Below are 25,540 nucleotides of genomic sequence, written 5' to 3' on the forward strand. Positions count from 1 at the left end.
CAAGCGTTTTGGAATTTGCACAAGAGCACCGCCCTATGTGTGGAAAAAGCTTTCTTTATACCGCATTTGTTGCCCCATAAACTGGCGGAAAATGGTCCGAAAGCCTACATTCGACACTCATTGACCGCTGGAGACCAGCCTAGCTAGAACGGATACGCTTTGAGCGACGAAACCGATACAATTTCCGCACCACAACCATCAGGTGAGTTTGAACGAGTCGACATCGTCGACGAAATGAAAACGAGCTATCTTGATTATGCAATGAGCGTAATCGTGAGCCGCGCCCTACCAGATGTGCGCGATGGCTTGAAACCGGTTCACCGCCGCATCCTTTTCGCCTGCAAGGAAGGTGGCTTTGTTGCCGGCCGCCCTTATCGCAAGAGTGCGAAAATCGTTGGTGACGTGATGGGTAATTATCACCCACATGGGGACTCCGCGATTTACGATGCCCTCGCCCGGATGACGCAAGATTGGTCGCTGCGCGTTCCATTGATCGATGGCCAAGGTAACTTTGGCTCCATGGATCCAGATCCCCCTGCGAGCATGCGCTATACCGAAGCGCGGCTGGCGCGGGTGGCGAACACGCTGCTAGATGATCTGGATAAGGATACAGTCAATTTCGCGGATAACTATGATGGTTCGCTGAAGGAGCCACAGGTTCTCCCTGCGCGTTTCCCTAACCTGCTGGTCAATGGCGCAGGGGGTATCGCCGTTGGTATGGCGACCAATGTGCCGCCGCACAATCTGGGTGAAGTGATCGATGGTTGCTTTGCCTTTCTCGACAATCCGGCGATCACATCAGAAGAACTGATCGAATACATTCCGGGACCCGATTTTCCAACAGCCCCGCTGATACTTGGCCAGTCAGGCGCCAGATCGGCCTATACGACCGGACGCGGCTCCATCCTGATGCGTGCACGGCACGAGATCGAGACCGGCCGGAACGACAAGCAGTCTATCGTCCTGACTTCGATGCCATACCAGGTCGGTAAATCGGGCCTGGTAGAAAAGATTGCCGAAGCGGCGAAAGAGAAGCGTATCGAGGGCATATCGGACATTCGCGATGAAAGTTCGCGCGAAGGTGTGCGCGTCGTTATTGATTTGAAGCGAGACGCATCTCCGGAAGTCGTGCTCAATCAGATCTGGCGCTTCACGCCGGCTCAATCGAGCTTCCCTGCAAACATGCTCGCCATTCGTGGCGGACGCCCTGAAACGCTTGCCCTTCGCGACATAATCCAGTCCTTCATATCCTTCCGTGAAGAGGTCATTACTCGCCGGACAAAATACGAACTCAATAAGGCGCGCGAACGTGCGCACACCTTGCTTGGTCTGGTTGTCGCGGTTTCCAATCTGGACGAGGTGGTGGCGATCATTCGCGGTGCGCCAAACCCTGCAACTGCGCGCGAACGTTTACTCGCCAAGGAATGGCCGATCGGCGACATCGCGCAATACATCCGCCTGATTGAAGCAATCGAGCCCACTGCCGATCAAGAAGGTGGCACTTACAATCTTTCAGAACGTCAAGTGAAGGCGATCCTGGACCTGCGCCTGCATCGTCTTACCGCATTGGGCCGGGATGAAATTGGTGAAGAGCTCAAGGAACTTTCGATCGCCATTGAAGAGTATCTCTCGATCCTTGCCGACCGCGTAAAGCTCTACGGGGTATTGCGCGAGGAACTGGAGGAAATCCGCAATACCTACGCCACCCCGCGCGTGTCGGAAATCGGGCCTGCCTGGGATGGTCTTGAAGATGAAGACCTGATCGAGCGCGACGAGATGGTCGTGACGGTCACGCATAGCGGATACATCAAGCGTACACCGCTCGACACGTTCCGCGCGCAAGCTCGCGGCGGCAAGGGCCGCAGCGGGATGGCCACGAAGGATGAAGATGCTGTTGTCGAGATGTTCGTCACCAGCACGCACAATCCGGTGCTGTTCTTTACAAACACCGGCCGTGTATATCGTTTGAAGGTCTGGAAACTGCCCGAAGGTGGACCACAGACCAAGGGTCGCCCAATGGTGAATCTCCTGCCGTTGGGCGATGACGAACGCGTCACCAATGTGTTGGCCTTGCCAGAGGATGAAAGCGAGTGGAACAAGCTCAACATTGTCTTCGCCACCGAGCAAGGAATGGTACGACGCAACTCGATGGATGCGTTCACCAACGTGCCCACCAATGGCAAATACGCCATGGGCTTTGTTGAAGGCAGCGGTGACAATTTGATCGGAGTCGAATTGCTGACCGAGGATCAGGAAATCTTCCTTGCGTCCGATTCCGGCAAGGCGATCCGGTTTTCCGCCACTGATGCGCGCGAGACGAAGAGCCGCACCGGCATCGGCGTGCGCGGAATGAAGCTGAAGGACGGTCAGAAAGTCGTATCAATGGCTGTGCTGGATGCGGGTGAGCGCGACACCGAAGTTCGCGATGCCTATCTGCGAGCAGCGGCGTGGAAGAAAAACGATGCCGAGCCTTCACTAGACGGGGAGAAAGTCGCGGAAATGGCCGAGAATGAAGAGTTCATTCTCACGCTGACATCGCGCGGTTACGGAAAAATCTCTTCCGCCTACGAATATCGCACCATTGGCCGGGGCGGTATGGGCCTGACCAATATTGGTGAACCTTCGGACAAGAACCGCAATGGTTCTGTCGTCGCGAGTTTCCCGGTGAAGCATGGCTCTCAACTGATGCTGGTCACCGATCAGGCAAAACTTATCCGCTTGCCGGTTGACTTCCGCCACATGATTGAAAGCGGGTTTGAGAACCACTCTGGCTACTCGGTATCTGGGCGTAGCTCATCTGGCGTACGCATATTCAATGTCTCGAAGGACGAACAGATCGTCGGAGCGGCGCTGATCGACGAGACTGAAGAGCCTGAAAATGAGGTTGAAGAAACTATCGTCGAGGAAATGGTCGAACGGCGCGGCGACGGTGATGTAACAACGCCGCCAACCACGCTGCATTCGCATAAGGATATCGCAGGCGACAGCGAAGAATGAGTTTGACAGTTAGTCCCTCAGGTCAATCATGCGGTGCGACTGTCACCGGGGTTGATTTGTCGGGAGAACTAACCGCAAAGCTCATTGCCGATATTCGGGCCGCCTGGTTGCAGCACAAAGTGCTCGCCTTTGCCGGCCAACAGATGGACGATGACGCACTAGAACGCTTTACCATTGCAATGGGCGGCTTTGGCGAAGACCCTTTCTTCGCGCCAATCAAGGGTCGGCAGAATATCGCCGCTATCCTGCGCGAAGCTGATGAAACATCGCCACTGTTTGCCGAAAACTGGCATAGTGACTGGAGTTTTCTGGCAGAGCCCCCATCGGGCACCTGCTTACTGGCCGTGGATATTCCGCCAACGGGCGGTGACACGCTATTCGCCAACCAGATCGCGGCGTTCAATGCACTTACCCCTGAGCGACAGGAGTTTCTTCGGGCTCTAACCGCCATCCATTCCGCTCAGCTCGCTTATGCGCCGGATGGTTCGTATGGCGAGAAAGACACCGGCCGAAGCATGGACATTCGGCCAGATCAAAGCGCCCGTGCAACGCAAACACACTCATTGGTGCAAAGACACCCTGAAACCGGTGAAGAGGCGCTGTATTCCACGCTCGGTTACATCATCGGTATTGAAGGAATGGATCAAGCGGATGCGATCGCTCTCCTGTCAGAGCTAGCCCAGTGGCAATCGCGCGACGAGTTCGTTTATCGCCATCGCTGGGAGCCGGACATGCTGGTCATGTGGGATAATCGGAGCGTGCTACACAAGGCGACCGGCGGCTATGAAGGCCATCGGCGTGAATTGCACCGAACGACGATTGCCGCCTAGGCAGGCTAGGCGGCCTTTTGGCGCCCCGGATGCTCTCCGCCCAGTGTCTGCACCACACCAGTTGCGATCATGAACTGTCCAGCGAAGTAAAGCGGCCAGATCAGGTAATGCGGCAGATCGCCCAGATCGAATGCGCCCAAGCGACTGAAAATGACAAAGTCCGAGATTACGAATAGCACAGCACCGATGCCAACGCGGTACCGCGGAAAGCGGCTCATCCACGCGCACGCCGCCATTCCGCCCAGCGACAGCCCATAGAGTGCCACCATCAAATCGCCGCTCAACAGCCAGCTGATCGCGGGTGTTGCGAGCAGCAATACAACCGCCAATGCTTTCTGCAAGCTAACAGGATTGTCGCGCGGATTGCGTAAATAGAGCCAGATCGCGAGCACATGGGAGACAAAGAAAAGCCCACCGCCGAGCGCGATATCGAACTCGATGCCCATGTCACCCAGTGCGCTAAACAGCATCACCACCGCGAGGATTTGCGCATCCGGGCCAAACCCGCGCCGCATCGCATAGAATGCGAGACAGGCCACCCCCATGCCTTTCAGCACGATCAGCCACACTTCCCCGATCGGATTGTCGCGCAAAAAGTAATAGGCAACCGCAGCAATCAAGCTGGCCAGCAACCAAGGGCGACGATTGATCAAAGCGCGTTTTGGCATGCAAACTCCCCTTGGCGACACTGCTAGGGCTTGATGGGGTGCAACTGCAAGTCTAACTGCGCGACACAATGACTTTCGATGTGCACATTATCGGCGGCGGCCTCGCGGGAAGCGAAGCGGCCTGGCAGCTAGCAAAGCGCGGTTTCAGGGTGCGTTTGTCCGAGATGCGCGGGTCAGGAGAAATGACACCTGCGCACCAGACTGATGGCCTGGCGGAGCTTGTCTGCTCTAACAGTTTCCGGTCCGATGATGATGAAAAAAACGCTGTTGGCCTGCTGCACCATGAAATGCGGGAACTGGATTCGATCATTATGCGTGCCGGGGAGATGGCGCGCGTCCCTGCTGGTAGCGCGATGGCCGTCGACCGGGATGCCTTCAGCAATGAAGTGACGCGCATATTGGCCGAACATCCGAGAATCGAGATCGTGCGCGAACGTGTAGACACTCTGCCCGATGCCGGCATGACCATTGTTTCGACCGGTCCGCTGACTGCGCAAGAGCTGGCTCAGAATATCGTGAAAGCCACAGGGCAAGAGCGCTTGGCGTTCTTTGATGCCATTGCACCGATTATTCATCGCGGCAGCATTGATATGTCTAAATGCTGGATACAGAGTCGTTGGAACAAGCGAACCGAAGCCAGCAATGAAAATGGCGATTACATCAACTGTCCGATGACAAAGGAACAGTACCTCGCCTTCCATCAGGGCTTAATTGATGGAGAGAAGACCGAATTTCGCGAATGGGAGAAGGACACGCCCTATTTCGAAGGCTGCATGCCAATTGAAGTCATGGCTGAGCGCGGGGTCGAAACACTTCGCTATGGTCCAATGAAGGGTGTTGGCCTCGACAATCCTTACGATACCAATGAAGAGCACCCGCAGGGGCGCTGGCCCTATGCAGTTGTGCAACTGCGTCAGGACAACAAGCTCGGCACGCTATGGAATATGGTCGGTTTCCAGACGAAGCTGAAATATGGCGCACAGATGGAGCTGTTCCGTACCATCCCTGGATTGGAAAACGCGGAGTTTGCAAGACTTGGCGGGCTGCATCGCAACACATTCCTGAATTCGCCACTCGTGCTTGATCGGCAGCTTCGGCTGAGGGAGGCACCCCATATCCGCTTTGCCGGACAGATCACCGGCTGCGAAGGATATGTCGAAAGCTCTGCTGTGGGGCTGATTGCGGGCATTATGACGGCTTGCGAACTTTCCGGGCGCGAGTGGTCCGCCCTGCCCGCGACGACTGCCATGGGAGCCCTGCTTAGCCATATTACAGGCGATGCAGAGGCAGAGACGTTCCAGCCCATGAATGTGAATTTTGGTCTATTCCCGCCGCTGCATGATGTGAAGAAGAAGCAGCGAAAAGAGGCCTATACATCACGGGCCAAGGCCAAATTAACCGATTGGATCAGGTCAAACGAAGCTGCAACTGCGTAGCGTTTAGCATCGGCAGGACGACCGCCTCAAGCGGCGTTTTGATGCGGTTGTTGCGAATTCCTTCATGGCAACTTGCCGTCCCCATCAGCATCGGCCCCTTCGAACTTCTCTGCGGTAGCCACGGCCCATTCTTCGAAGGCGAGCAAATTGTTGCCGTCCAAATCGAGCTTACGAAAGCCCTAGCTGCGGGTGGACAGCATTTCATTGCGCGAAATGCACCAATCGCGAGTGCGGTTGTAAAGAAAGAAGCGTCGCTGCTCTCTCGTAAGCTCGCTGGCCTCAGGTGTAGTTGGCCCCGTCATCTCACCCGGATTTGAGACAGGCAATTCATCGGGATTTTGGCGTGCTTCTTCCGCCTCGGCCTTTCCTTGCCACCAGTAAAGACCAATTGTCGCCATGATAAGCCCAATATCACTCGACTCCTTACTTCCTCCTCTAAATTAAAAGGAGGCTATACGAAACTACTTTCCAATTAAACCCGCACGTAATGCAGCCAAGGCCGCACCTCTGCCCACCATCAACGGATGGCCACCGCGCCTGATAGAACGCCGAGAAAGTGCGGTTAGCACTGCAAGTGCTCTGGGCATTGATCCGGTTGGAGTATTCACGCTCAACTCGGCGCGGGCCAGTTCAAGTATCAGCTCTCGTTCTGTCTGATCAGAAACATGCGCGGCTGTATTCGCAAGCGCCCATAGTGAGCCTGCTTGTTGCGCCCGCTTTGCTAAACCTTCGTGCGCGCATCCGAAGGCTTGAGCCAGGGGTCTGGCGCGACCTTGGGCAAACTGTGACAGAATATCGGCTGTGAGCTCTTCTGCAATCAGGAAGACCTCCCAGGCATCTGCCAAAGGTTGAAGCAGCTGCGCATCCCCTCCCCAGCTTGCCCCGATTGCGTCCAGCACAACGTCACCCGCCGGGCGGTCCCTCGCCGAAGCCAATAACATGTCGCGCCACCAGGCTATCCGCATCTGTCCCAGCAAAGATTCGCTAGAGTTTGCGACGATCTGTCCCAAACGGCGATCCAAAGCAAAGAATGACGCGAGCTTCGGCCGAATGTCCGGCTTGGCATAATTCAGCGCCACCCGTTCGGCATCACCAATTTCGGCTTCAAGGTCGCTTGTCATGGGCAGCCCTAGTGCCGGAGCCGCGTGACGTGTCAACCTTTGAAGATCGCAGAATCCGTAAGTTTGCGGAGAAATGAGCGCTGATTCAGTAGCCCTTCATTAACCACACAAGTGAACGAACCGCATACCTAGTGCGCGCTAAAGACTAACCAATGCAGCCAATTCAGGTTCTGCGAAAGGAATAGACGCCATGGGTGTGTTGAAGAAATTCAGCCGGAAACTGCGCCGCAGCACGAGCGGCAATGCCGCAATTCTCGTTGCGCTGGGGATGCCAGCCCTGATGGGGGGCGCAGGCCTGGCTGTAGACACCGCGCAATGGTATTTGTGGCAGCGCGAATTGCAATTCGCAGCAGACCAGGCCGCCTTGGCCGGCGCATGGGCACGCGGCAATGGCGACACCGGTACAATCTATATCACTCGCGCCAATCAGGAATTCTCCGACAATTTGTCAATCATCGCTAACAATGGCGCGACGCACGCGGCTAGCCTGGCCGATTGGGGCACTGGTACACAGAACAGCGTGATCGTACGCGCAGAGGTTGTGGCTGACCTGCCGTTTGCAAGCTTTGTTATGGGGCGATCCACTACCATTCGTGTCAACGCACAAGCAACGTTTGAGCGAACAGATGAATACACTGCCTGCCTGATGGCGCTCCACCCTACCGCTGGCAGTGCAATGTGGTTTAATGGTGGCCCAACAGTCGACGCGGCTTGCGGTGTCGCTTCACTGTCTACGTCGGACACCTCGATCCGTACCAACGGAAGCAGCCGCGCACAAAACATCAACACTGTCGCGTCTGCTGGCGGTATCGACGATGGTATGGGTGCCTTTGCTAACGCCAGCACGATCGAGAATTTCGACGGCCTGAATGATCCGTATTCAGGTCTCACCCCGCCGGACAATCCCACCCCGCGGACGTTGTCATGCGGGTCATCTGGTTTGACCTACACAGGAGATGGTTTTGATAATGGCGATCAACCATTATCGATTCCAAAAAAAGTCTATACCAAATTCCCGAGAAAAACATGCAAGGCGCTACCGGGAACTTACACCGATTTAGAGATCGGCGGCAATGCCAACCTAACTAGCGGGATCTACGTGATCGATGGTGGTCGGTTGAAACTTAATGGTGGCAATCAGCTGACCGGAACCGGCGTGATGTTCGTGCTGAAGAACGGCGCGCAGCTAGACATCAACGGTGGAGCAGACGTTTTTCTGTCACCGATGAGCGCATTGCAACTTCTGGCATTGGGCATTCCGGCGGATGATGCTGCCCGTATGGAGAACATGCTGATCTTCGAAGATCCGAACTCTCCAGGCAACTTGGGAAGCAAGCTCACCGGCGCTACCAACTTTACCAACTTTACCAACTTTACCAACTTTACCAACTTTACCAACTTTGACATCAATGGCGTGATTTACATGCCCAAAAGTGAATTGAAACTGGCTGGTAACATCCAGGCAACCGCCAATTGCATGATGGTGATGTCATCGAAGGTGCAAGTAGCAGGTACAGCTGATCTGACCACGCTTTGCCCGATTGGCGAGACACACAGCGTGGTCGTCGGCAATGGTGGCACACGCGTAAGGTTGGTGGGGTGATCATGCTAAGCAAGCTTGCCAAGACATTCGCTAATAGCGAGCGCGGAAGCGTAGCAATTGAAACCGCGTTCATCCTGCCAATCCTGGCTACGATGACCCTTGGTGGCCTGGAGGTGAGCAGCATCGTCTCGCGTCAGGCCGAGCTTCAGACATCGATGGCAGAGGCTGCGGCGGTGGTCGTTGCACGCCCGCCGGCAGAAGCGAGCGATCGCGCCACGCTTGAAGCGATTATCGAGGCTTCGGCAGGTCTTCCTGCTGATCAGGTTTTAATGCAGCTGCGCTATCGTTGTGATACGGCAACCACCTTGGAAGCCAATGCAAGCAGTTGCGGTACGACTGCGGTGGTGTCGGAATTCATTATCATCACAATGACTGACACCTACACTCCGGCATGGACAGATTTCGGAATTGGTGGCCCGGTGAACTTCAACATTACGAGGCGGGTGCAGATCTCATGAGCAGAACATCCGGAAATCTCGTCAAGGACCAGTCTGGTTCGACCATTGTCGAATTCGCTATTCTGGCACCTGCCATTATCGGCCTGCTGTTTGGTGTCTTCCAGGTTGGGATCGGCATGCAGGCGCAAAATGCGCTGCGATCAATCGCTCAGGAAACCTCTCGCTTTGCCGTTGTGGAATACCAAAAGGGTAACGAGATCACCGATGCGACGATCGAAACCTGGGCAGAGACCGCCGCAGCAACCGCGCCCTATCTGCTCAACAACACTTTCGACGCGACAGTGACAAGCGTTCCGACGCCACGAGTCGCCGGAACATTCGAGAAGACCATCACGCTGACCTACACCCCGCCTGCGGTTGTACCTCTGGTAAACTGGGTGTCGCCGCAACTTACATTCTCTCGCCCGATCATCGTGCTTGACGAGTAAGGGTGCATCAAAAAATTAGCGTCAAAGCGGGGGGCCACAGTGCCCGCCGTTTTCGTTGCGGACTAGGCCTTGTAACAAACCTTCTTGACTGCTGCGACGATGCGCGGAGCGTCAATAAACGCAAGCTTCTCCAGGTTTGCCGCATAAGGCAGCGGGACATCCTCATCGCATACACGCAAGACCGGCGCGTCTAGATGATCGAAGCCATCCTCCATGCAAACCGCCATCACTTCAGACGCGATTGAGCAAGTTGGCCAGCCCTCCTCAGCAATCACGAGGCGGTTTGTTTTGGCGAGCGAAGTCAGGATTGCTTCCCGGTCCAGCGGACGCAAAGTGCGCAGGTCGATCACTTCTGCATCGATGCCTTCTTCGGCCAGCGTATCCGCGGCTTCCAGCGCGAGCCCGACCCCGATTGAGTAGCTGACGATTGTAACGTCGCTGCCTTCGCGCATGATGCGCGCCTTGCCGATGGGCAGGACATATTCGTCAACGTCGGGCACATCGAAGCTGCGACCATAGACCAGCTCGTTTTCGAGGAAGACAACAGGGTCCTCGCTGCGGATTGCTGCTTTCATCAGGCCTTTCGCATCAGCACTGTCATATGGTGCAATCACGATCAGGCCCGGCACGCTGGCATACCACGGGCCATAGTTCTGGCTGTGTTGGGCGCCAACCCGGCTGGCTGCGCCATTCGGGCCGCGGAATACGATTGGACAGCGCATCTGGCCGCCAGACATATAGTTTGTTTTCGCGGCTGAATTGATGATATGATCAATCGCCTGCATCGCGAAGTTGAAGGTCATGAACTCGACAATTGGGCGCAATCCACCCATAGCCGCGCCGGTTCCAATGCCTGCAAAGCCATATTCTGTAATTGGCGTGTCGATCACGCGCTTCGGGCCAAATTCGTCGAGCAGTCCTTGCGTAACCTTATAGGCACCCTGGTACTCGGCGACTTCTTCACCCATCACAAAGACGCGATCGTCGCGGCGCATCTCTTCTGCCATCCCATCACGCAGCGCTTCGCGTACCGAAACTTGGGAGAAGCTCGTGCCTTCGGGGATCGAAGGATCAGCTTTTGGTGTAGTAACCCGCTTCGAAGGAGCAGCTGACGGTGCTGGCGCAGGCGCGACGACAGGAGCGGCAGCCGAAGGTGTTTCCGAAGCGCTCGCCTCGTCACCTTCGCCTTCGAGCTCGGCAATTACAGTACCGACAGCGACATTCTCGGTGCCTTCCGCGACGAGGATCTTCGTGATCACACCATCGTCAATGGCTTCAAATTCCATCGTTGCCTTATCGGTCTCGATCTCTGCAATGATGTCGCCAGCTTCGATCGTATCACCAACCTTCTTCAGCCATTTGGTGAGCGTGCCCTCCTCCATAGTCGGAGAAAGCGCGGGCATCTTGAGTTCGATCGCCATGGCTCAATACTCCTCCACCAAAACATCGGTGTAGAGTTCAGATGCATCCGGCTCTGGCGAAGTTTCGGCAAAGTCCGCGCTCTCTGCAACGCGGGCCCGGATTGCCTTGTCGATGGCTTTCAAGTCTTCCTCTGTCTTCCCTTTTTCGAGAAGGACTTTCTTGAGCCCTTCGATGGGATCGCGATTGTCGCGCATACCCTGCACCTCTTCGCGGCTACGATACTTCGCAGGGTCAGACATTGAATGGCCGCGGTAACGATAGGTATTGCACTCAATCAGCACGGGGCCGCCGCCTTCGCGCACGTGCTTGAATGCGATTTCGGCCGCGCTACGCACTTCGAGCACGTCCATACCATTCACGTCCATCCCGGGAATACGGAATGCTGTACCGCGCCGGTGAAATTCGGTTTCCGCGCTAGAGCGTGCAGTGCTGGTGCCCATGGCATACTGATTGTTCTCTACCACAAACACGATCGGCAAATTCCAAAGGGACGCCATGTTGAAGGTCTCATAGACCTGTCCTTGGTTGGCCGCGCCATCGCCAAAATACGTCAGGCACAAACCGCCATCCTCTTTGTATTTGTGCGCCAAGGCGAGCCCGCCGCCGAGCGACACCTGTGCCCCGACAATGCCATGGCCGCCATAGAATTTGTGCTCGGTGCTGAACATATGCATCGAGCCGCCCTTCCCCTTCGATATACCAGCCTGACGTCCGGTCAGCTCTGCCATAATGACGTTGGGATCGATGCCATACGCAAGCATATGCCCATGATCGCGATAGCCGGTGATCACGCTGTCGCGATCATTGTCGAGCGCGCTTTGGAGGCCAATCGCAACCGCTTCCTGCCCGATATACAAGTGACAAAACCCGCCGATCAGGCCGAGACCATATAGCTGCCCGGCCTTCTCCTCAAACCGGCGAATAAGAAGCATTTGCTCATAGAATGTGAGCAATTCCTCGTCGCTGGCATCGTATTTCAGGTTCTTCTCATGCGCTTCCTGGAGCGAATGCAGAACGAAATCGCCGTCGTCCGAAGCTGGAGATTTACCAGACGCATTCTGCGCCTTTTTCGCCGCTTTAGCCAAAGCTCTCATCCTTGTTTATTGTTCTTCCCCGGAGAGGTGGGTTGCGCGCATGATATAGGCGCAAGCCGCACGGTTACGCAACGTCAAGCGCGCATCTGCGCATACGAAATCTTTAGTTTGAATTGCGCCGCGAGTTTGAATTGCGCCGCGATTACTCTTGATCGAGCGTTATGACGATCTCATCCGGGTGAACAACATTCATGTTCTCCCGCAACAGTTCGCCGACCAGATCAGGGTCCGCTCCATCCGGGTGAAGCCGGTCGACTTTGTTCTTGAGCATGTCCCGCTTGGCTTGCGTTTCCGCAATGTGAGCCTTGCGTTGTTCCAGCAGCTCTTCACTCTCGTTCCAAGCCAACAGTCCTGTCGGACCCGCAATCGCAAAACTCGCAATGACCAGCAGTGCCGCAAGAGCCAAGCCCTGCCTCAATTGCTCTTTTGGTGGTTTGCGCATTTTGCCCCGTCCTCGTCAAAGCCACAGAATCATAGTTAACTGCCGCTTGCAAGTGGTTTGTGTCACAAATCAGTATGAACGCGGCAGTCCGAGTACATGTTCGGACAAGTATGACAGGATGAGATTGGTCGATATGGGCGCAACTGTGTAGAGCCGCGCTTCGCGAAACTTGCGCTCCACATCATATTCTTCAGCGAATCCAAACCCGCCAAGGGTCTGCACACACATTTCAGCCGCGGCCCAGCTCGCCTCCGATGCAAGCAGCTTTGCCATATTCGCCTCTTCGCCCGCATTGCCGCCCTGATCATAAACATCCGCCGCATGGTGCACCATCAATTCGGCCGCGCGCATTTGCGCGTAGCAGCGCGCGATCGGAAATTGCACGCCTTGATTCTGGCCGATCGGGCGGCCGAAAACTTCGCGCTCATTGGCGTAGCCCTTCGCTTTTTCAATGAACCATTTGGCATCGCCGATGCATTCAGCAGCGATCAAAACGCGCTCTGCGTTCATGCCGGACAGGATATAGCGGAAGCCCTTGCCTTCTTCCCCGATCAGCGCGCTTGCCGGGATACGCATATCGTCGAAGAACACCTCGCAGGATGAATGGTTCATCATCGTGCGGATGGGCTTGATCGTCATTCCCTTGCCCACAACTTCCCGCATATCGACAAGGAAGATCGACAGTCCCTCGGTTCGCTTTTCCACTTCCTCTCGCGGAGTTGTCCTAGCTAGCAAGAGCATCAGATCGGAATGCTCTGCACGGCTTGTCCAGATCTTCTGGCCGTTGATCACATATTCATCACCGTCTTTGGTCGCTCGAGTCTTGAGCGAAAGTGTATCTGTTCCACTGGTTGGCTCGGAAACGCCAAACGCCTGAAGGCGTAACTCACCATTGGCGATCTTGGGCAGGTATTCGGCCTTTTGCGCGTCACTCCCATACCGAAGCAGCGTGTTCATGATATACATTTGCGCATGGGCCGCACCGCCATTACAACCTGAAGCCTGGATCTCTTCCATAATGACCGATGCCGCATCAAGTTTTAGGCCACTGCCCCCAAATTCCTCCGGAATCAGCGCTGCCAGAAACCCAGATCTGGTGAGCGCATCGACAAACTCGGCCGGGTAATCCCGCGTTCGATCCTTGTCGCGCCAATATTCGCCGGGAAACTCTTCACATAACGCACGCACCGCGCGCCGGATTTCAGTCAGTTCTTCGCTTTCCTGCATCACTGCTGGATTTCCCTATTTGAAGTTGCTTGCGCTGATTGCCCAAGTGCGCGCGCCAAGTCCACCTGATCAAGTTGATAGACTTGCGCAATCGGAACTTTGGGAACTTTACCCTCGCGCTATCCATTGGCTTGGTAAGCAAAGAGGGAAAACTCAAATATGCTCAATCAGATCGATTATCAGGTCACGGCGATGATGGACTGATTTGCCCAGTCGATACCGGTGATCATCGTCGCCATCATTGTCCTTTTGCTGACCGGATTGCTTACTGGTTTTGCAGTCAAGATTGCGGGTCGCATTACCGGAAAAAGTTGACCTTCGCCCTTCTCTGCGCAATCTGGTGGAGACTTTGGTGAAACTGGCCATCTGGTTGTTCGGCGTAATGCTGGCAGCGATAATCTTTTCCGACCTTACACCCGGCAGTCTGTTTGCGGGACTTGGCATCGGCGCAGTTGCAATCGGTTTTGCATTTCAGGATATTTTCGAGAACTTCCTTGCAGGCGTGCTGATCATGCTGCGCGAGAAAATGCGCATTGGCGACCCGATCGAATGCGAAGGGATAATTGGCAAGGTAGAACACATCACCTTGCGCGAAACGCACATTCGCGCCCTGTCTGGAGAGCTGACGATCGTTCCAAACTCGATACTGTTCAAGAACCCGGTCGAGATACTGACCGATCAGGACCGGCGCCGCTTCGATGTCGTAGTTGGCGTTGCCTATGACTCAAACCTTGATCAAGCAGTAGAAGTGATCCGCAAATCGGTAGAGAGCGTCGATGGCATCATTCTCGACAAAGGGATCGATGTTTTCGCGTAGGAGTTCAATTCCAGCTCTGTCGATTTCAAGGTGCGTTGGTGGACTGGTTCAACCAATCGCGACGGACATGAAAGCCGTGACAAGGTCATCTGCACGATCAAGCAAGGTCTGGACAATGCGGGAATAGAAATTCCATTCTCCCACGTGACACCTACATTCAAGGGTGCGGTCCCGCTCGACAAATAGCACCCATGGTTAAGGCCTAGTGGTTTTTAGGTTTTTTTGTGCTACTCAATTTCATCAAGGAGATTGAGAGCGATGGAAATTCTGCGTTACGACCCAGTCCGCTTTGCGGATATCCCTGACTATCCATTTGCAGAGCAATGGCTCGAAATTGATCTGGGTGACGGGCACAAAGGGCAGATGCATTATCTGGACGAAGGCCCGAGTGACGCGCCGCCCATCCTGCTGTTCCATGGCGAGCCAAGCTGGAGCTTTCTCTATCGCAAAATGATCCCGATCCTGGTCGATGCCGGATTTCGTTGTTTGGCGCCAGACCTGATCGGATTTGGCAAAAGCGACAAGCCCGACGATCAAAACTTTTACACCTATGCCCGCCACGTTGATTGGCTTGAACAATGGCGCGACGCAGTTGTGCCGAAAACCGCCGGACTATTCTGTCAGGACTGGGGCGGACTGCTTGGTCTGCGAATGGTTGGCCGCGCGCCAGACCGGTTCAACTTAGTTGTGGCCAGTAACACATTCCTACCGACAGGCGGCACGCCGTCGCCTGCGTTTCTCGCTTGGCGCGAGTATGCCAAGAGCTCGCCCGATTTCAAGATCGGTGAGCTGCTCCAACGCGCCGCATATACTGAACGATCAGCGGCGGAAATTGCCGCCTATGACGCCCCCTTCCCCGATGAACCAAGCAAAGCGGGCGCACGCGCATTCCCTCAGTTGGTGCCGGTCGAAAATGGCATGGCGGGCATTGAAGAGAACACCGCAGCTTGGGAGCATCTGGCCGCTTTCGATAAACCGTTCCTGACCCTGTTTGGTGCGGATGATCCTGTTACGGGCGGGTTAGGCGAAGCTCTTGCCGGGCGGATCAAAGGTGCAAAGGGCATGCCGCACGAAATCCTGAACGGCTGCGGTCATTTCTGTCAGGAAGACCGGCCGGCAGAGCTATCCCAGGGCGTGATCGAGATGGGTAAACTGGCGGGTATTCTGGATTGAGCCAAGTGGGCTATCTCAGCCGCGCTCAGGAATACGGGCTCGCCGCGACGACCGCGGTGGTCACTGCCAATGCGTATTACATCCATCCCATTATCGGAGAGGTTGCGCGCGATTTCGGCGTAAGCGATGGCGCAATTGGCGTCGTTCCTGCGCTCAATCAGATCGCACTCGCAATTGGCATCTTCCTGCTTTTGCCGCTCGGCGATAGATATTCCAACCGCAGCCTTTGTATCCTGTTTGTCAGCCTGCAAACGCTCGCGATGTTGGGAATGGCTTTGGCAGCGCAGTTTGCGCTCTTCACATTGGCATCGACACTGTTGGGCTTTGTGACAATTGCCCCCTATCAGCTCCCGGCGTTTGCATCCAAGCGGGTTGCTCCAGAGCGGCTCGGTCAAGTGACTGCGCTACTCACAGCCGGTGTAATCTTTGGCATTCTTGTCGCACGTGTTGGCGCTGGTATCGTTACAGAGGTTTACGGTTGGCGCACAGTTTATTGGATCGCCGCCAGCCTGATGATTGCAGTTACGTTGATGCTCCCGATCACGATGCAGAGCGAGACGGCGCCAGAAAAACGCCCGACCGGTTCTTATCGAGAGCTTCTAGCGTCGGTGATCAGTTTGGCTAAGCAGCACAAAGACGTTCTCCATTCCGCGATGATTCAGGGTCTTAATTTTGGTTGTTTCACCGCAGTCTGGCTGGCACTTGCCTTGCACCTAACCAGTCCTGCGCTTGGTTATGGGGTCGATACTGTCGGTTATCTGGCGGGTATTGGCGCGATCAGTGTTCTTACAACCCCGCGCATTGGTCGATGGGCTGACCATGTCGGGCCGCGCCGCGCCAGAGCCATTGTCGCTGTGCTGCAATCTGCGGGAATTGCTTTACTCTATCCGTTCGGATTCAGCGCATGGGCTGTGTTAATTCCGCTCACGCTCATCAATCTGGTTGGCCCATCGGTCGATGTGACAAGCCGGATGATCTTTCTGGCGCTGGAGCCCGCGATCCGAACCCGGCTGACGACAATCTATATCGTGATCATGTTTATCGGCGGCGGCATTGGAAGCGTTTTGGGCACAGCGATCTATGATGGATACGGCTGGGCCGGCACATGTCTGCTCGTCGCCATTGCTTCAGCCACAATCTCGCTTTTGGCCTGGGCAAATTACCGACGGATTGGCGCGCGCTAACTGAGTGGTGACCCCGGCGTGATTCGAACACGCGGCCCCCAGATTAGGAATCTGGTGCTCTATCCGGCTGAGCTACGGGGCCAACCTAGTGTTTTAGCCTTTCCTCAAACCTGTGGGTAACCGATGGTCAACTCTATTTAGGTTATATAATTGCGAAAAGCCGTCGCTGCCTAGTCCCTCGCCCTATGTGTCGCAACACAAAGCTGCCAGCAAAGCCCCAGTTAACGCGCAGATAGCCCCTTGCCTGACCGGTGCGCCGCGCAAATCTGCGACCCAAACTCAGAAGCCCAGAATGCAAAAGTGCAATACTCGATTACCTCCTCACTGACACACAAGCTACCGCGAAAGCCTCGACAACGTCACACCGGCCGATGCCTAATTCGGCAGAGCCACAGAAATTATCCAAATAAGAGAAAAGTTGAAACGAAAGAAGTTTGAACATCGCGTGCTTCACCGCAAGCTCGCCGCTTAAAAAACATCAACCAGATGAGGCCAAACACTCGCTAAACCAAAGCCTCAGCGTGTCTCAATTTATCTGATGACGGGCAGTATTATGAAAAAGACATTGCGTCTTTTGCCCCTTGGTCACACAAGATAAAAACTGTCATACGTTAAATGCAGTAGCCTGTTAGGGGGAGGTCAACAGCAGATGGTAGAACACGTCGATTTCAATGGCTTTATGGAGGGCGTCAAGCGACGAAATCCGCATCAACCCGAATTTGTGCAAGCCGTGCAGGAAGTAGCGGAAGATATCTTCGATTTCATAGAAGACAAGGAAGACTACCACAGCGAGCAAATCTTGCGGCGTATCGCCGAGCCCGATCGGGTCGTAAGCTTTCGCGTGTGCTGGGAAGACGACAAAGGCGATATACGCGTCCAACGCGGTTGGCGCGTGCAGAACAACAATGCCATCGGCCCTTACAAAGGCGGCATTCGCTTTCACTCGAGCGTCACCGAGAGCGTGCTCAAATTCCTCGCTTTCGAGCAGACATTCAAAAATGCACTAACTGGCCTACCTATGGGAGGCGGGAAAGGCGGCTCCAACTTCAATCCCAAAGGCAAGAGCGAGCGCGAAATCATGCGGTTTTGTCAAAGCTTCATGACCGAGCTCTATCGTCACATCGGTCCTGATGTTGATGTTCCCGCAGGTGATATCGGTGTCGGCGGGCGCGAAATTGGCTACATGTTCGGCCAATACAAACGCATCACCAACCACTTCAACGGCGTGCTGACCGGCAAAGGCCTGGAGTATGGCGGCTCGCTCATTAGGCCGGAAGCGACCGGATATGGCGCGGTTTATTTCCTCGCCAATATGCTTGCGACCAAGGAGATGGATCTTGAGGGCAAGACTGCCGCAATCTCCGGCTCAGGCAATGTCGCAACCCATGCTGCAGAGAAGATCATCCAGCTCGGCGGCAAGGTGCTCACTTTGTCAGATTCAGGAGGCTTCATCCATGATCCCGACGGGATTGATTTGGAGAAACTTCATTGGGTGAAGGACCACAAGAACCGCCAGCGCGGACGGATTTCCGAATACGCGGAGAGATACAGCAATGCGACTTTCCACGAAGGCAAGACGCCATGGCATGTGACGTGCGACGTTGCGCTGCCCTGCGCGACACAAAACGAGCTGCTGGGCGATGATGCCCGCGCATTGGTTGAAAATGGTTGCATCGCGGTGTCAGAAGGCGCGAACATGCCAACCGACCTTGAAGGTGTGCATGTGTTCAAAGTTGCCAAGCTGCTGTACGCGCCAGGCAAAGCCGCTAATGCGGGCGGCGTTGCAGTATCAGGGCTTGAAATGAGCCAAAATTCGCTTCGCCGGTCATGGAGCGAAGATGAATTGCAAGAGATGCTGCGTGATATCATGCACGGTATTCACGAGCGCTGCCTCACCTATGGAACGCAAGACGGCGGCTATACTGACTATGTCAAAGGCGCAAATATTGCAGGCTTCAAGAAGGTTGCAGATGCCATGTTGGCGTTTGGCGTCGTATGAGCGAGGCTCCGCAAGGCTCAGACAAGGCCTTCTCTCCGCAAGCTATTCATCTGGTGCGCACGATCACGCAGACCAACCTCACGTTGAGCCAGATGGCTGACCAAAAGGCAAGCTTACTGATGGGTGCAGCCATCGTGGTTTTCACACTCGCCATGGGACAGGCAAGCAGCGGCGATCCGGCGCCTGCAATGGTGGCGCTAGGTGTTTCCGCCTTTGTGTCAGCTTGTTTGGCGATTGTAGCTGTCTTGCCAACAGCAGGCGCCAAGCCGGTCGCAGACGATCAGTCCAATATCCTGTTTTTCGGAGTCTTTACGCAGATGGAAGAAGAGCAGTTCGCAAAGTCCGTAGTGTCAAAGCTCAGCGATGAGGAAGCGATGTATCACTTGATGCTGCGTGACATCTACCAGAACGGCCAAGTGTTACACCGCAAGAAATATCGGCTACTGGGATGGTCATCCCGCGTTTTTCTGGCTGGCCTTGCCGCCTCGCTCGCAACCTTTGTGATGAGCGCGTTCTAACGCACACCTAGTAGCGCAGCTTCTTCGCGAATTCGCGCTTCGGAAGCGGGATTGGTGGCAAGCGCTGCCTGTAAGGCCTCGTTCGCTAGATCGGTCTGATCTAGCGTCATGCGGCTGCGAATCAACATGATCCAACCTTGAACATCGCTGGGGTTTTTTGCTAGCCGCCTTTCTAGCCGCCCGACCATGCCTTCGGCCATCGTACGCTGTTCGCTTGGAGGGATTGAGCCTGCCGCAGCGATCTGAGCCTGCGTCGGTCCGCGCGGAGTATCGCTAACCGCTGTTGAACCCCGCACCGCTTGCGCGATAACAATCCGCTCCTCGACATCGATGCCATTGATCGCACCGACTTGCTCGATTGTGCGGATGAGATCGGTTTCCCATGGAGCGCTTTGCGGTGTTTCTGCCAAGAGGGCCAACCAACCCGCGATCGCGCTATTGTGATCGCCGTCAAGATCCTTCTTTACATTGAGGAAATAGCGAGCGCGCGGATCGCTTGGATCAAGTTCGATTGCGCGATTGAATGCCTCCAATGCACTGGGAGGCAACGGTTCGCGCTGAGACGCCATGACACGTGCTTCGCCCAAGGCCGACCAAAGCACGGCTTCATCATCGTCCAGAGCGACGGAGCGTTCATATGCAGCCTCAGCCTCGAGAAATTCACCCCGCTGAAAATGTGCGAAACCCAATTGCTGCCACGGCAGTGCGTTGTCGCCCGCCGCATCTGCTGTTGCACGCAATTGTTCGATGTTGATCGGACCCGCTGAGTCTTGACCTGAGGCCTTTGCCTCACTGCCACCATCCCATGCCTTATAACCGACCACCGCTATCAACAGGAGCACTGCACCAAACAGCACTCCAAGTTGGGGGCGGCTAATGCCGTTTTCCAAAGTCTTAGGGTTTTCTGATACATGCATGTTTTCAAACTAGCATTTCCAATGATTGTGGGCAATTACCTTTGGTATTTTTGGCAGCTTGCGGTACAGTCGTTTGTAACGGCAATTTGAATATTGGAGTTCGGACTTGCCCAAAGTTTTCCGGGTTGCGATAATTGGTTCCGGCCCCGCTGGACTGAGCGCGGCCGGGCGCGCGGCCGCCCTCGGCATGAACCATGTGCTGATAGAGAAAACCGACCACCTGTCTGACACGATCTACAAATACCAGAAGGGCAAGCATGTGATGGCGACACCATCCAACCTCGTGCTGCGCTCTGATCTCGATTTCGAAGCCGGCAAGCGAGAGCGAGTCCTCAGCACTTGGGACGATCAGGCCGCAAGCCAAGACATCAATGTGATGCTCAATGCTGAAGTTGCCGCAATCGAAGGCGAGACGGGTGATTTCACCATCAAGCTAGCAGACGGGCGCGAACTGACTGCGCAAGCCGTAGTCCTCGCCATCGGCACGCAAGGCAATCCCAATCGCTTGCGGGTCCCTGGCGCTGACTTGCCGCATATCCAGTATCAGCTCGACGATCCGGGAGAATATTTCGACGAGCACATCACCGTCGTTGGATCAGGCGATGCAGGGATCGAGAATGCGCTTGGACTCGCCGCTGACGAAGCGCAGCGCAACACAGTCACCATTCTCAATCGGCGGGCAGATTTCGCCCGCGCGAAAGCCGCTAACGTCAAACAGCTTGAAGAGGCGGAGCAGGACGGTCGCCTTATCGTCCGGCGCGAGACAAGCCCATCCGAAGTCAAGCCTGGCGAATTGGTTCTTGAGACTCGCGATGGGGAAGTCGCGATTCCATGCGACCGGATCATCGCGCGGACCGGGTCGCAGCCGCCACGCACCTTCGTCGAAGCTTGCGGAATCGAGTTTACAAGCGGAGAAAGAAGCGCCTTTCCCAAGCTTTCGCCCAGCTTCGAGACAACCCAATCCGGTATCCACGTGATCGGGGCCTTGGCAGGCTATCCGTTGATCAAGCACTGTATGAACCAGGGCTATGATGTGATCGAATTCCTCAATGGAAATGCAAATCTCAAGCCCGCTGACGAGCCGATCCTGGCAGAGAAATTTGCGCCCTTGCCCGGCAATCGCAGCGTTGATGAATGGCTTGAGCTGTTTGGCCAGAATGTAGAGATCTTCAACGATCTTTCACCGCTACAATTGCGCGAGCTGATGCTCGACAGCACAGTCCATGCCTACACATCTGGCGAGCTGATCTTCGCCCGCAATGCCCCCGGATCATCAATGTTCGCCATCGCGCAAGGTTCAGTCGCAGTCGAAGTGAATCCCGACAACCCTTCACAGACTGTACCGATCTCCCAAGGCTCGATCTTTGGCGAGGTTGGCCTCATTTCCGGACGCAAGCGCGGAGCAACGATTCGCGCCGCTGAACCGATTGTAGCGATCGAATTGTCCCGCACGGCGGCGCTCAAATTGCTGGCAACGTCACCCGGTGCCAATCGCGTGGTCAACCGCATCTCCATTGAGCGACAATTGCTCCAGATGTTTGGTTCGGGTCTGACTTCTAATGACGTCGCAGAACTGGTGGAAAGCGCTGAATTGGTCGAAGTGAGGGCGGGCGAAGCTGCTGTCACGGAGGGCGCAGACGACAAGGACGTTTTCATCATACGCAGCGGCTCTATGATCGTTGAGAAAGCAATCGGTGGCAAACAGGTGTTCCTGAACTATCTCCCCGCGGGCTCCTATTTCGGCGAGATGGCGGTAATCGACGGTTCCCCGCGCATCGCCAGCGTCAAGGCTGCAATCAAATCCGAACTGATCCGACTGCCTGGCGATGCCTTTATAGCTCTGATCGAGCGCAATCCCACGCTGCGCGAGACCGCGCTGGCGGAAATGGCGAACCGGCGCGAGATCAACGCCTTTGTCGAGAGCCGCAAATCGAGCTTCAGCGGCGCCGTCGATCTCTATTCGGAAACCGCACAATTCCTGGTTGATAACGGCATCGGCGAAGCGACCGATGTGCTGCTGATCGACGAGAAACTCTGCATCGGCTGCGACAATTGCGAGAATGCCTGTGCGGACAGCCATGACGGCTTGTCGCGACTCGACAGAGAAGCCGGGCGCAGCTACGCGCATTTGCATGTCCCCACCAGTTGCCGCCACTGCGAACATCCGCATTGCATGGCCGATTGCCCCCCCAATGCAATCAAGCGTGGCCCGGATGGCGAAGTGTTCATCGATGAGACCTGCATCGGTTGCGGCAATTGCGAGCGCAACTGCCCCTATGGCGTGATCCGGATGGATGCGAAGCCGCCGGCCAAGCCATCGCTGCTGCAATGGCTACTGTTCGGCAAAGGGCCCGGCCCTGGCGAAGCGCCGTCCAAATGGCGCAAAGCAATCGCTGAAAATGAAGCAGTGCAGCAGCCCAAGCTCGCGATCAAATGCGATATGTGCAGTGGGATCGAAGGCGGGCCAGCTTGCGTGCGCGCATGTCCCACCGGCGCAGCGATCCGGGTTGCGCCTGAGAAATTCCTTTCTGTCGCGCGGATCGAGGGAGGCGAGTAATGGTGAGCCTTCCCGAGAGCAAGGTCGACTTTCATGGCACGCGGCGCGGCGCGGAACATGAGAGTTTCCTCACCCATCGCGGCATGCGCTGGGCGAAAATCGCTGGTGGGCTGAGCTTAGTGTTGTTCCTCGGCTATCTGCTGATCGACCAAGAACCCCGGCCCAATGGAGGCAGCTGGTATGGCTATACGCTGGGTACGATCGGCCTGGGGCTGATTGTGTGGCTCTCGCTGCTCGGCGTGCGCAAGCGCCGAATCAATGAAGGGCATTGGAGCCTCAAGGCTTGGACCAGCGCGCATGTCTTTCTCGGGCTGTCACTGGTGGTTATTGGCACGCTCCATACCGGCTTTCAGCTGGGCTGGAACGTCCACACGTTGGCTTGGGCCTTGATGATGCTAGTGATCGCGTCAGGCATCTATGGCGTGGTGGTCTATGCGACCTTGCCAGAACGTTTGAGCGCGAACCGCAAGCAAATGACCCGCGGGCAAATGGTCGAAGCACTTGCTGCAATCGATCGGCAGCTTGAACAAGCCGCCCAACCCTTGCCGCGCGACGAAGCCGATCTGGTTATTGCAGCGCTGGAGCAGAACGTTTTTGCGGGAGGCGGATGGGTACGGCTGACAGGACGCTATCGCCACTGCGCCACCGCACGCGCGCTCACTGCCTTCCGGGAAGATTTCCGCGCAGCTAGCGACCAACAGGCCCCGAAAGCTCGCGTCTCTGCTCTGCTGAGAACCCGTTCCGCACAATTGGCACAAATTCGCCTCCAGATGCGCTTGAAGGCGCTGCTCGAAGTCTGGCTGTTCATCCATATCCCAGCAACAATCGCTTTGCTCACCGCGCTGCTCGCGCATGTGATCAGCGTGTTCTACTATTGGGGTTAGGCAGATGGCGTTCCTGATCCGCACCATCGATCAAACCGCGTCAGGGCGTGAAATCGTGCGCGAGAGCATGGTCGATAAAGACACGCTCTCAATTGGCCGCGCGGCGGAAAACGACATCCATTTGTCCGATCTCGCAGTTGAGCAGCATCACGTGACGATCGCCGCCGCGACAGGCGAAAAGCTTGATATCAAAGCGATCAGTAGGCTGGGATTTGAGATAGATGGCCGGACGGAGAAAGCTGCCAGCATCGATCCCGCGCAAGGTGCAGAATTGGCGCTGGGCAGCTCGCGACTGGCGATCAGTCAGAACAATGGCCAGGTGATGCTGATCATCACCAAAGCGGTTAGCGGCGAGGATGCGGTCGATGCCAAACGCAGCTTTGCGCTTGCTGGTACATTGCCCGGCAAGCGAGCGATGTCCTGGGGATTGGCCGCGGCGATACTGTTCACTTTCCTCGCCGTCCCGATTGCTTCGCATCTCACTCGCGAACGGATTACAACAAACGACGTCGATCGCGCGGGCCAGGTCGATTTCGATGGAAGCTGGAGCACCGGCAAGCTCAGCCTTGCGCATCACAGCCTCGAAGACAATTGCGAAGCCTGTCACGTGGACGCTTTCGTGTCGGTCCGCGATGAAGCCTGCCTCACCTGCCACGAAGATATCGGCGATCATGCTGAAGCTCCGCGCCTTGCCGATGGACGCGCGCCGCATGAATTTGGCGAGGGCTTCCAATGGGCAGTGGCAGGCATGTTCGGCAAGGAAGGCCCGGGTGCGTGCACGACATGCCACACTGAGCACGAAGGCCCAACCCGGATGGGACCGGCAAGTCAACTGTTCTGCGCTGACTGCCACGACACGCTCGATACGCGCCTGACGGATACAACCCTCGCCAATGCGAGCGATTTCGGCAAAACCCATCCCGAGTTCAAAGCCGCTATCTTTACCGAATTCCGACAGCAAGAGCCCAGGCGCATCTCGCTGGGCGACAGGCCGCGCGAACGCAACGGGCTCAAGTTCCCGCATGACGTGCATCTCGATCCACAAGGTGGGGTTGCGCGTATGGCGATACGCCTAGGCCGTGGCGCAGGCTATGGCTCAGCGCTGGCTTGCAAAGACTGCCATGAAGCGACCAGCGACCGGGTCAGCTTCGAACCGATCGACATGGAAGCCAATTGCGAGAGCTGCCACAGCCTCGCCTATGATCAAGTGGGCGGCACGTTCCGAACGTTACACCATGGCGATGTTGACCAGATGCTGGCCGATCTGCGGGCGATGGACCGCAGCCCGCGCCGCCCGGTCGTCACGGGACGCTCGCGCCCTGAAAGATATGCACGTGGCGGGCTCTACTACTCAAATTTCGGACCGCCCGGGCGTTCGCTGGTCGGGATTGACCGCGCGCTCGCGCCCGGCGGCGTGTGCGGCGAATGCCATTTGCCAGCGACAAGCGGCAATAGGCTCGACGTGATGCCGGTGAATCTCCCTGATCGCTACTTCGCACACGGCGGCTTTGACCATCACGCGCACCGGCAAGAGGAATGCAGCACCTGCCATGAAGCGGAAAGCTCCAAGGTGTCGAGCGATGTACTGCTGCCTGATCTCGCGAGTTGTCGCGAATGCCACCAGGGCGAAACCGCGATTGAGGCCGAAGTGCCTTCAAGCTGCGCAATGTGCCATTCATATCACCGGCCAGGCACGCCTATGCCGCAAGATCACCCCGACAACCGCCGCAGCGAGATCGCTAACCTAGGCCCGGAGGCGCGCTGA

Annotated in this window: 23 protein-coding genes and 1 tRNA gene; 15 read left to right on the forward strand and 9 right to left on the reverse strand. The window is 56.0% G+C overall.

The annotated features are described in order from the left end of the window. Positions 1–159: 159 nt before the first annotated feature. Positions 160–2,997: a DNA gyrase subunit A gene (gene gyrA / locus QZ487_RS11055; protein WP_296025166.1), complete on the forward strand. Its 2,838-nt coding sequence runs from the start codon at positions 160–162 to the stop codon at positions 2,995–2,997. Then, the gene (locus QZ487_RS11060; RefSeq protein WP_296025169.1) at positions 2,994–3,827 is read left to right on the forward strand and encodes a TauD/TfdA family dioxygenase; all 834 of its coding nucleotides are present in this window, start codon (positions 2,994–2,996) and stop codon (positions 3,825–3,827) included. The genes gyrA and QZ487_RS11060 overlap by 4 nt, the downstream gene beginning before the upstream one ends. 5 nt (positions 3,828–3,832) lie before the next feature. On the opposite strand, the gene QZ487_RS11065 is transcribed toward QZ487_RS11060, so the two are convergent. Further along, on the reverse strand, positions 3,833–4,495 hold the full coding sequence (locus QZ487_RS11065) for a lysoplasmalogenase (protein WP_296025172.1): 663 nt from the start codon (positions 4,493–4,495) through the stop codon (positions 3,833–3,835). A gap of 68 nt (positions 4,496–4,563) precedes the next feature. On the opposite strand from QZ487_RS11065, the gene trmFO reads away from it, so the two are divergent. Next, positions 4,564–5,931, forward strand: a complete 1,368-nt coding sequence (gene trmFO, locus QZ487_RS11070) for a methylenetetrahydrofolate--tRNA-(uracil(54)-C(5))-methyltransferase (FADH(2)-oxidizing) TrmFO (protein WP_296025174.1) — start codon at positions 4,564–4,566, stop codon at positions 5,929–5,931. 179 nt (positions 5,932–6,110) lie between these two features. Here trmFO and QZ487_RS11530 read toward each other — a convergent pair whose 3' ends face one another. Continuing rightward, positions 6,111–6,329: a hypothetical protein gene (locus QZ487_RS11530; protein ID WP_367114460.1), complete on the reverse strand. Its 219-nt coding sequence runs from the start codon at positions 6,327–6,329 to the stop codon at positions 6,111–6,113. 63 nt (positions 6,330–6,392) lie between these two features. Beyond that, positions 6,393–7,052, reverse strand: a complete 660-nt coding sequence (locus QZ487_RS11080) for a hypothetical protein (RefSeq protein WP_285975161.1) — start codon at positions 7,050–7,052, stop codon at positions 6,393–6,395. 190 nt (positions 7,053–7,242) lie between these two features. On the opposite strand from QZ487_RS11080, the gene QZ487_RS11085 reads away from it, so the two are divergent. Genes QZ487_RS11085 through QZ487_RS11095 form a run of 3 tightly spaced genes read left to right on the forward strand, consistent with a single transcriptional unit; the run spans position 7,243 to position 9,541 of the window. Continuing rightward, positions 7,243–8,655, forward strand: a complete 1,413-nt coding sequence (locus QZ487_RS11085; protein ID WP_296025178.1) for a pilus assembly protein TadG-related protein — start codon at positions 7,243–7,245, stop codon at positions 8,653–8,655. 2 nt (positions 8,656–8,657) lie between these two features. Continuing rightward, entirely contained in the window at positions 8,658–9,113 is a 456-nt protein-coding gene (locus QZ487_RS11090; protein WP_296025182.1) for a TadE/TadG family type IV pilus assembly protein, read from the forward strand. Continuing rightward, positions 9,110–9,541, forward strand: a complete 432-nt coding sequence (locus tag QZ487_RS11095) for a TadE/TadG family type IV pilus assembly protein (protein ID WP_296025185.1) — start codon at positions 9,110–9,112, stop codon at positions 9,539–9,541. The genes QZ487_RS11090 and QZ487_RS11095 overlap by 4 nt, the downstream gene beginning before the upstream one ends. A gap of 62 nt (positions 9,542–9,603) precedes the next feature. On the opposite strand, the gene QZ487_RS11100 is transcribed toward QZ487_RS11095, so the two are convergent. The 4 genes from QZ487_RS11100 to QZ487_RS11115 form a co-directional block, all read right to left on the reverse strand. Then, positions 9,604–10,962 (reverse strand): pyruvate dehydrogenase complex E1 component subunit beta, encoded by a 1,359-nt coding sequence (locus QZ487_RS11100; RefSeq protein ID WP_296025188.1) that lies wholly within the window; start codon positions 10,960–10,962, stop codon positions 9,604–9,606. A 3-nt stretch (positions 10,963–10,965) separates the two neighbouring features. After that, entirely contained in the window at positions 10,966–12,048 is a 1,083-nt protein-coding gene (pdhA, locus tag QZ487_RS11105; RefSeq protein ID WP_367114461.1) for a pyruvate dehydrogenase (acetyl-transferring) E1 component subunit alpha, read from the reverse strand. 151 nt (positions 12,049–12,199) lie between these two features. Next, positions 12,200–12,499, reverse strand: coding sequence for a septum formation initiator family protein (locus QZ487_RS11110; RefSeq protein ID WP_285975155.1), 300 nt, complete (start codon positions 12,497–12,499; stop codon positions 12,200–12,202). 69 nt (positions 12,500–12,568) lie between these two features. Next, positions 12,569–13,726 (reverse strand): acyl-CoA dehydrogenase family protein, encoded by a 1,158-nt coding sequence (locus QZ487_RS11115; protein ID WP_296025342.1) that lies wholly within the window; start codon positions 13,724–13,726, stop codon positions 12,569–12,571. Between the two features lie 286 nt (positions 13,727–14,012). Here QZ487_RS11115 and QZ487_RS11120 point away from each other — a divergent pair, with 286 nt between their 5' ends. The 4 genes from QZ487_RS11120 to QZ487_RS11135 all read left to right on the forward strand — a co-directional run bounded on the left by QZ487_RS11120 (position 14,013) and on the right by QZ487_RS11135 (position 16,900). After that, positions 14,013–14,543 carry a mechanosensitive ion channel domain-containing protein gene (locus QZ487_RS11120; RefSeq protein WP_296025194.1) on the forward strand — a complete coding sequence of 177 codons (531 nt, stop codon included), beginning with the start codon at positions 14,013–14,015 and terminating at the stop codon, positions 14,541–14,543. 30 nt (positions 14,544–14,573) lie between these two features. Beyond that, the gene (locus QZ487_RS11125) at positions 14,574–14,729 is read left to right on the forward strand and encodes a hypothetical protein (protein WP_296025197.1); all 156 of its coding nucleotides are present in this window, start codon (positions 14,574–14,576) and stop codon (positions 14,727–14,729) included. 72 nt (positions 14,730–14,801) lie between these two features. Then, positions 14,802–15,716: a haloalkane dehalogenase gene (locus tag QZ487_RS11130; protein WP_296025200.1), complete on the forward strand. Its 915-nt coding sequence runs from the start codon at positions 14,802–14,804 to the stop codon at positions 15,714–15,716. 5 nt (positions 15,717–15,721) lie between these two features. Then, positions 15,722–16,900 (forward strand): MFS transporter, encoded by a 1,179-nt coding sequence (locus tag QZ487_RS11135; RefSeq protein ID WP_296025344.1) that lies wholly within the window; start codon positions 15,722–15,724, stop codon positions 16,898–16,900. 5 nt (positions 16,901–16,905) lie between these two features. Here QZ487_RS11135 and QZ487_RS11140 read toward each other — a convergent pair. Next, positions 16,906–16,982 (reverse strand) — tRNA-Arg (locus tag QZ487_RS11140). Positions 16,983–17,549: 567 nt separating this feature from the next. On the opposite strand from QZ487_RS11140, the gene gdhA reads away from it, so the two are divergent. After that, on the forward strand, positions 17,550–18,899 hold the full coding sequence (gdhA, locus tag QZ487_RS11145) for an NADP-specific glutamate dehydrogenase (protein WP_285975150.1): 1,350 nt from the start codon (positions 17,550–17,552) through the stop codon (positions 18,897–18,899). After that, positions 18,896–19,417 carry a Pycsar system effector family protein gene (locus QZ487_RS11150; RefSeq protein WP_296025203.1) on the forward strand — a complete coding sequence of 174 codons (522 nt, stop codon included), beginning with the start codon at positions 18,896–18,898 and terminating at the stop codon, positions 19,415–19,417. Before gdhA ends, QZ487_RS11150 begins: the two co-directional genes overlap by 4 nt. Here the strand turns inward: QZ487_RS11150 and QZ487_RS11155 are convergent. Further along, positions 19,414–20,334, reverse strand: a complete 921-nt coding sequence (locus QZ487_RS11155; RefSeq protein WP_296025206.1) for a cytochrome C biogenesis protein CycH — start codon at positions 20,332–20,334, stop codon at positions 19,414–19,416. The two genes, QZ487_RS11150 and QZ487_RS11155, sit on opposite strands and share 4 nt — an antisense overlap. A 106-nt stretch (positions 20,335–20,440) precedes the next feature. Here QZ487_RS11155 and QZ487_RS11160 point away from each other — a divergent pair, with 106 nt between their 5' ends. Genes QZ487_RS11160 through QZ487_RS11170 form a run of 3 tightly spaced genes read left to right on the forward strand, consistent with a single transcriptional unit; the run spans position 20,441 to position 25,540 of the window. Continuing rightward, positions 20,441–22,891, forward strand: coding sequence for an NAD(P)-binding domain-containing protein (locus tag QZ487_RS11160; RefSeq protein ID WP_296025209.1), 2,451 nt, complete (start codon positions 20,441–20,443; stop codon positions 22,889–22,891). Further along, positions 22,891–23,775: a hypothetical protein gene (locus tag QZ487_RS11165; protein WP_296025212.1), complete on the forward strand. Its 885-nt coding sequence runs from the start codon at positions 22,891–22,893 to the stop codon at positions 23,773–23,775. The genes QZ487_RS11160 and QZ487_RS11165 overlap by 1 nt, the downstream gene beginning before the upstream one ends. A gap of 4 nt (positions 23,776–23,779) precedes the next feature. Then, positions 23,780–25,540, forward strand: a complete 1,761-nt coding sequence (locus QZ487_RS11170; protein WP_296025215.1) for a cytochrome c3 family protein — start codon at positions 23,780–23,782, stop codon at positions 25,538–25,540.

It is taken from the genome of uncultured Altererythrobacter sp. (assembly GCF_913057185.1).
Lineage (GTDB): Bacteria > Pseudomonadota > Alphaproteobacteria > Sphingomonadales > Sphingomonadaceae > Erythrobacter > Erythrobacter rubellus.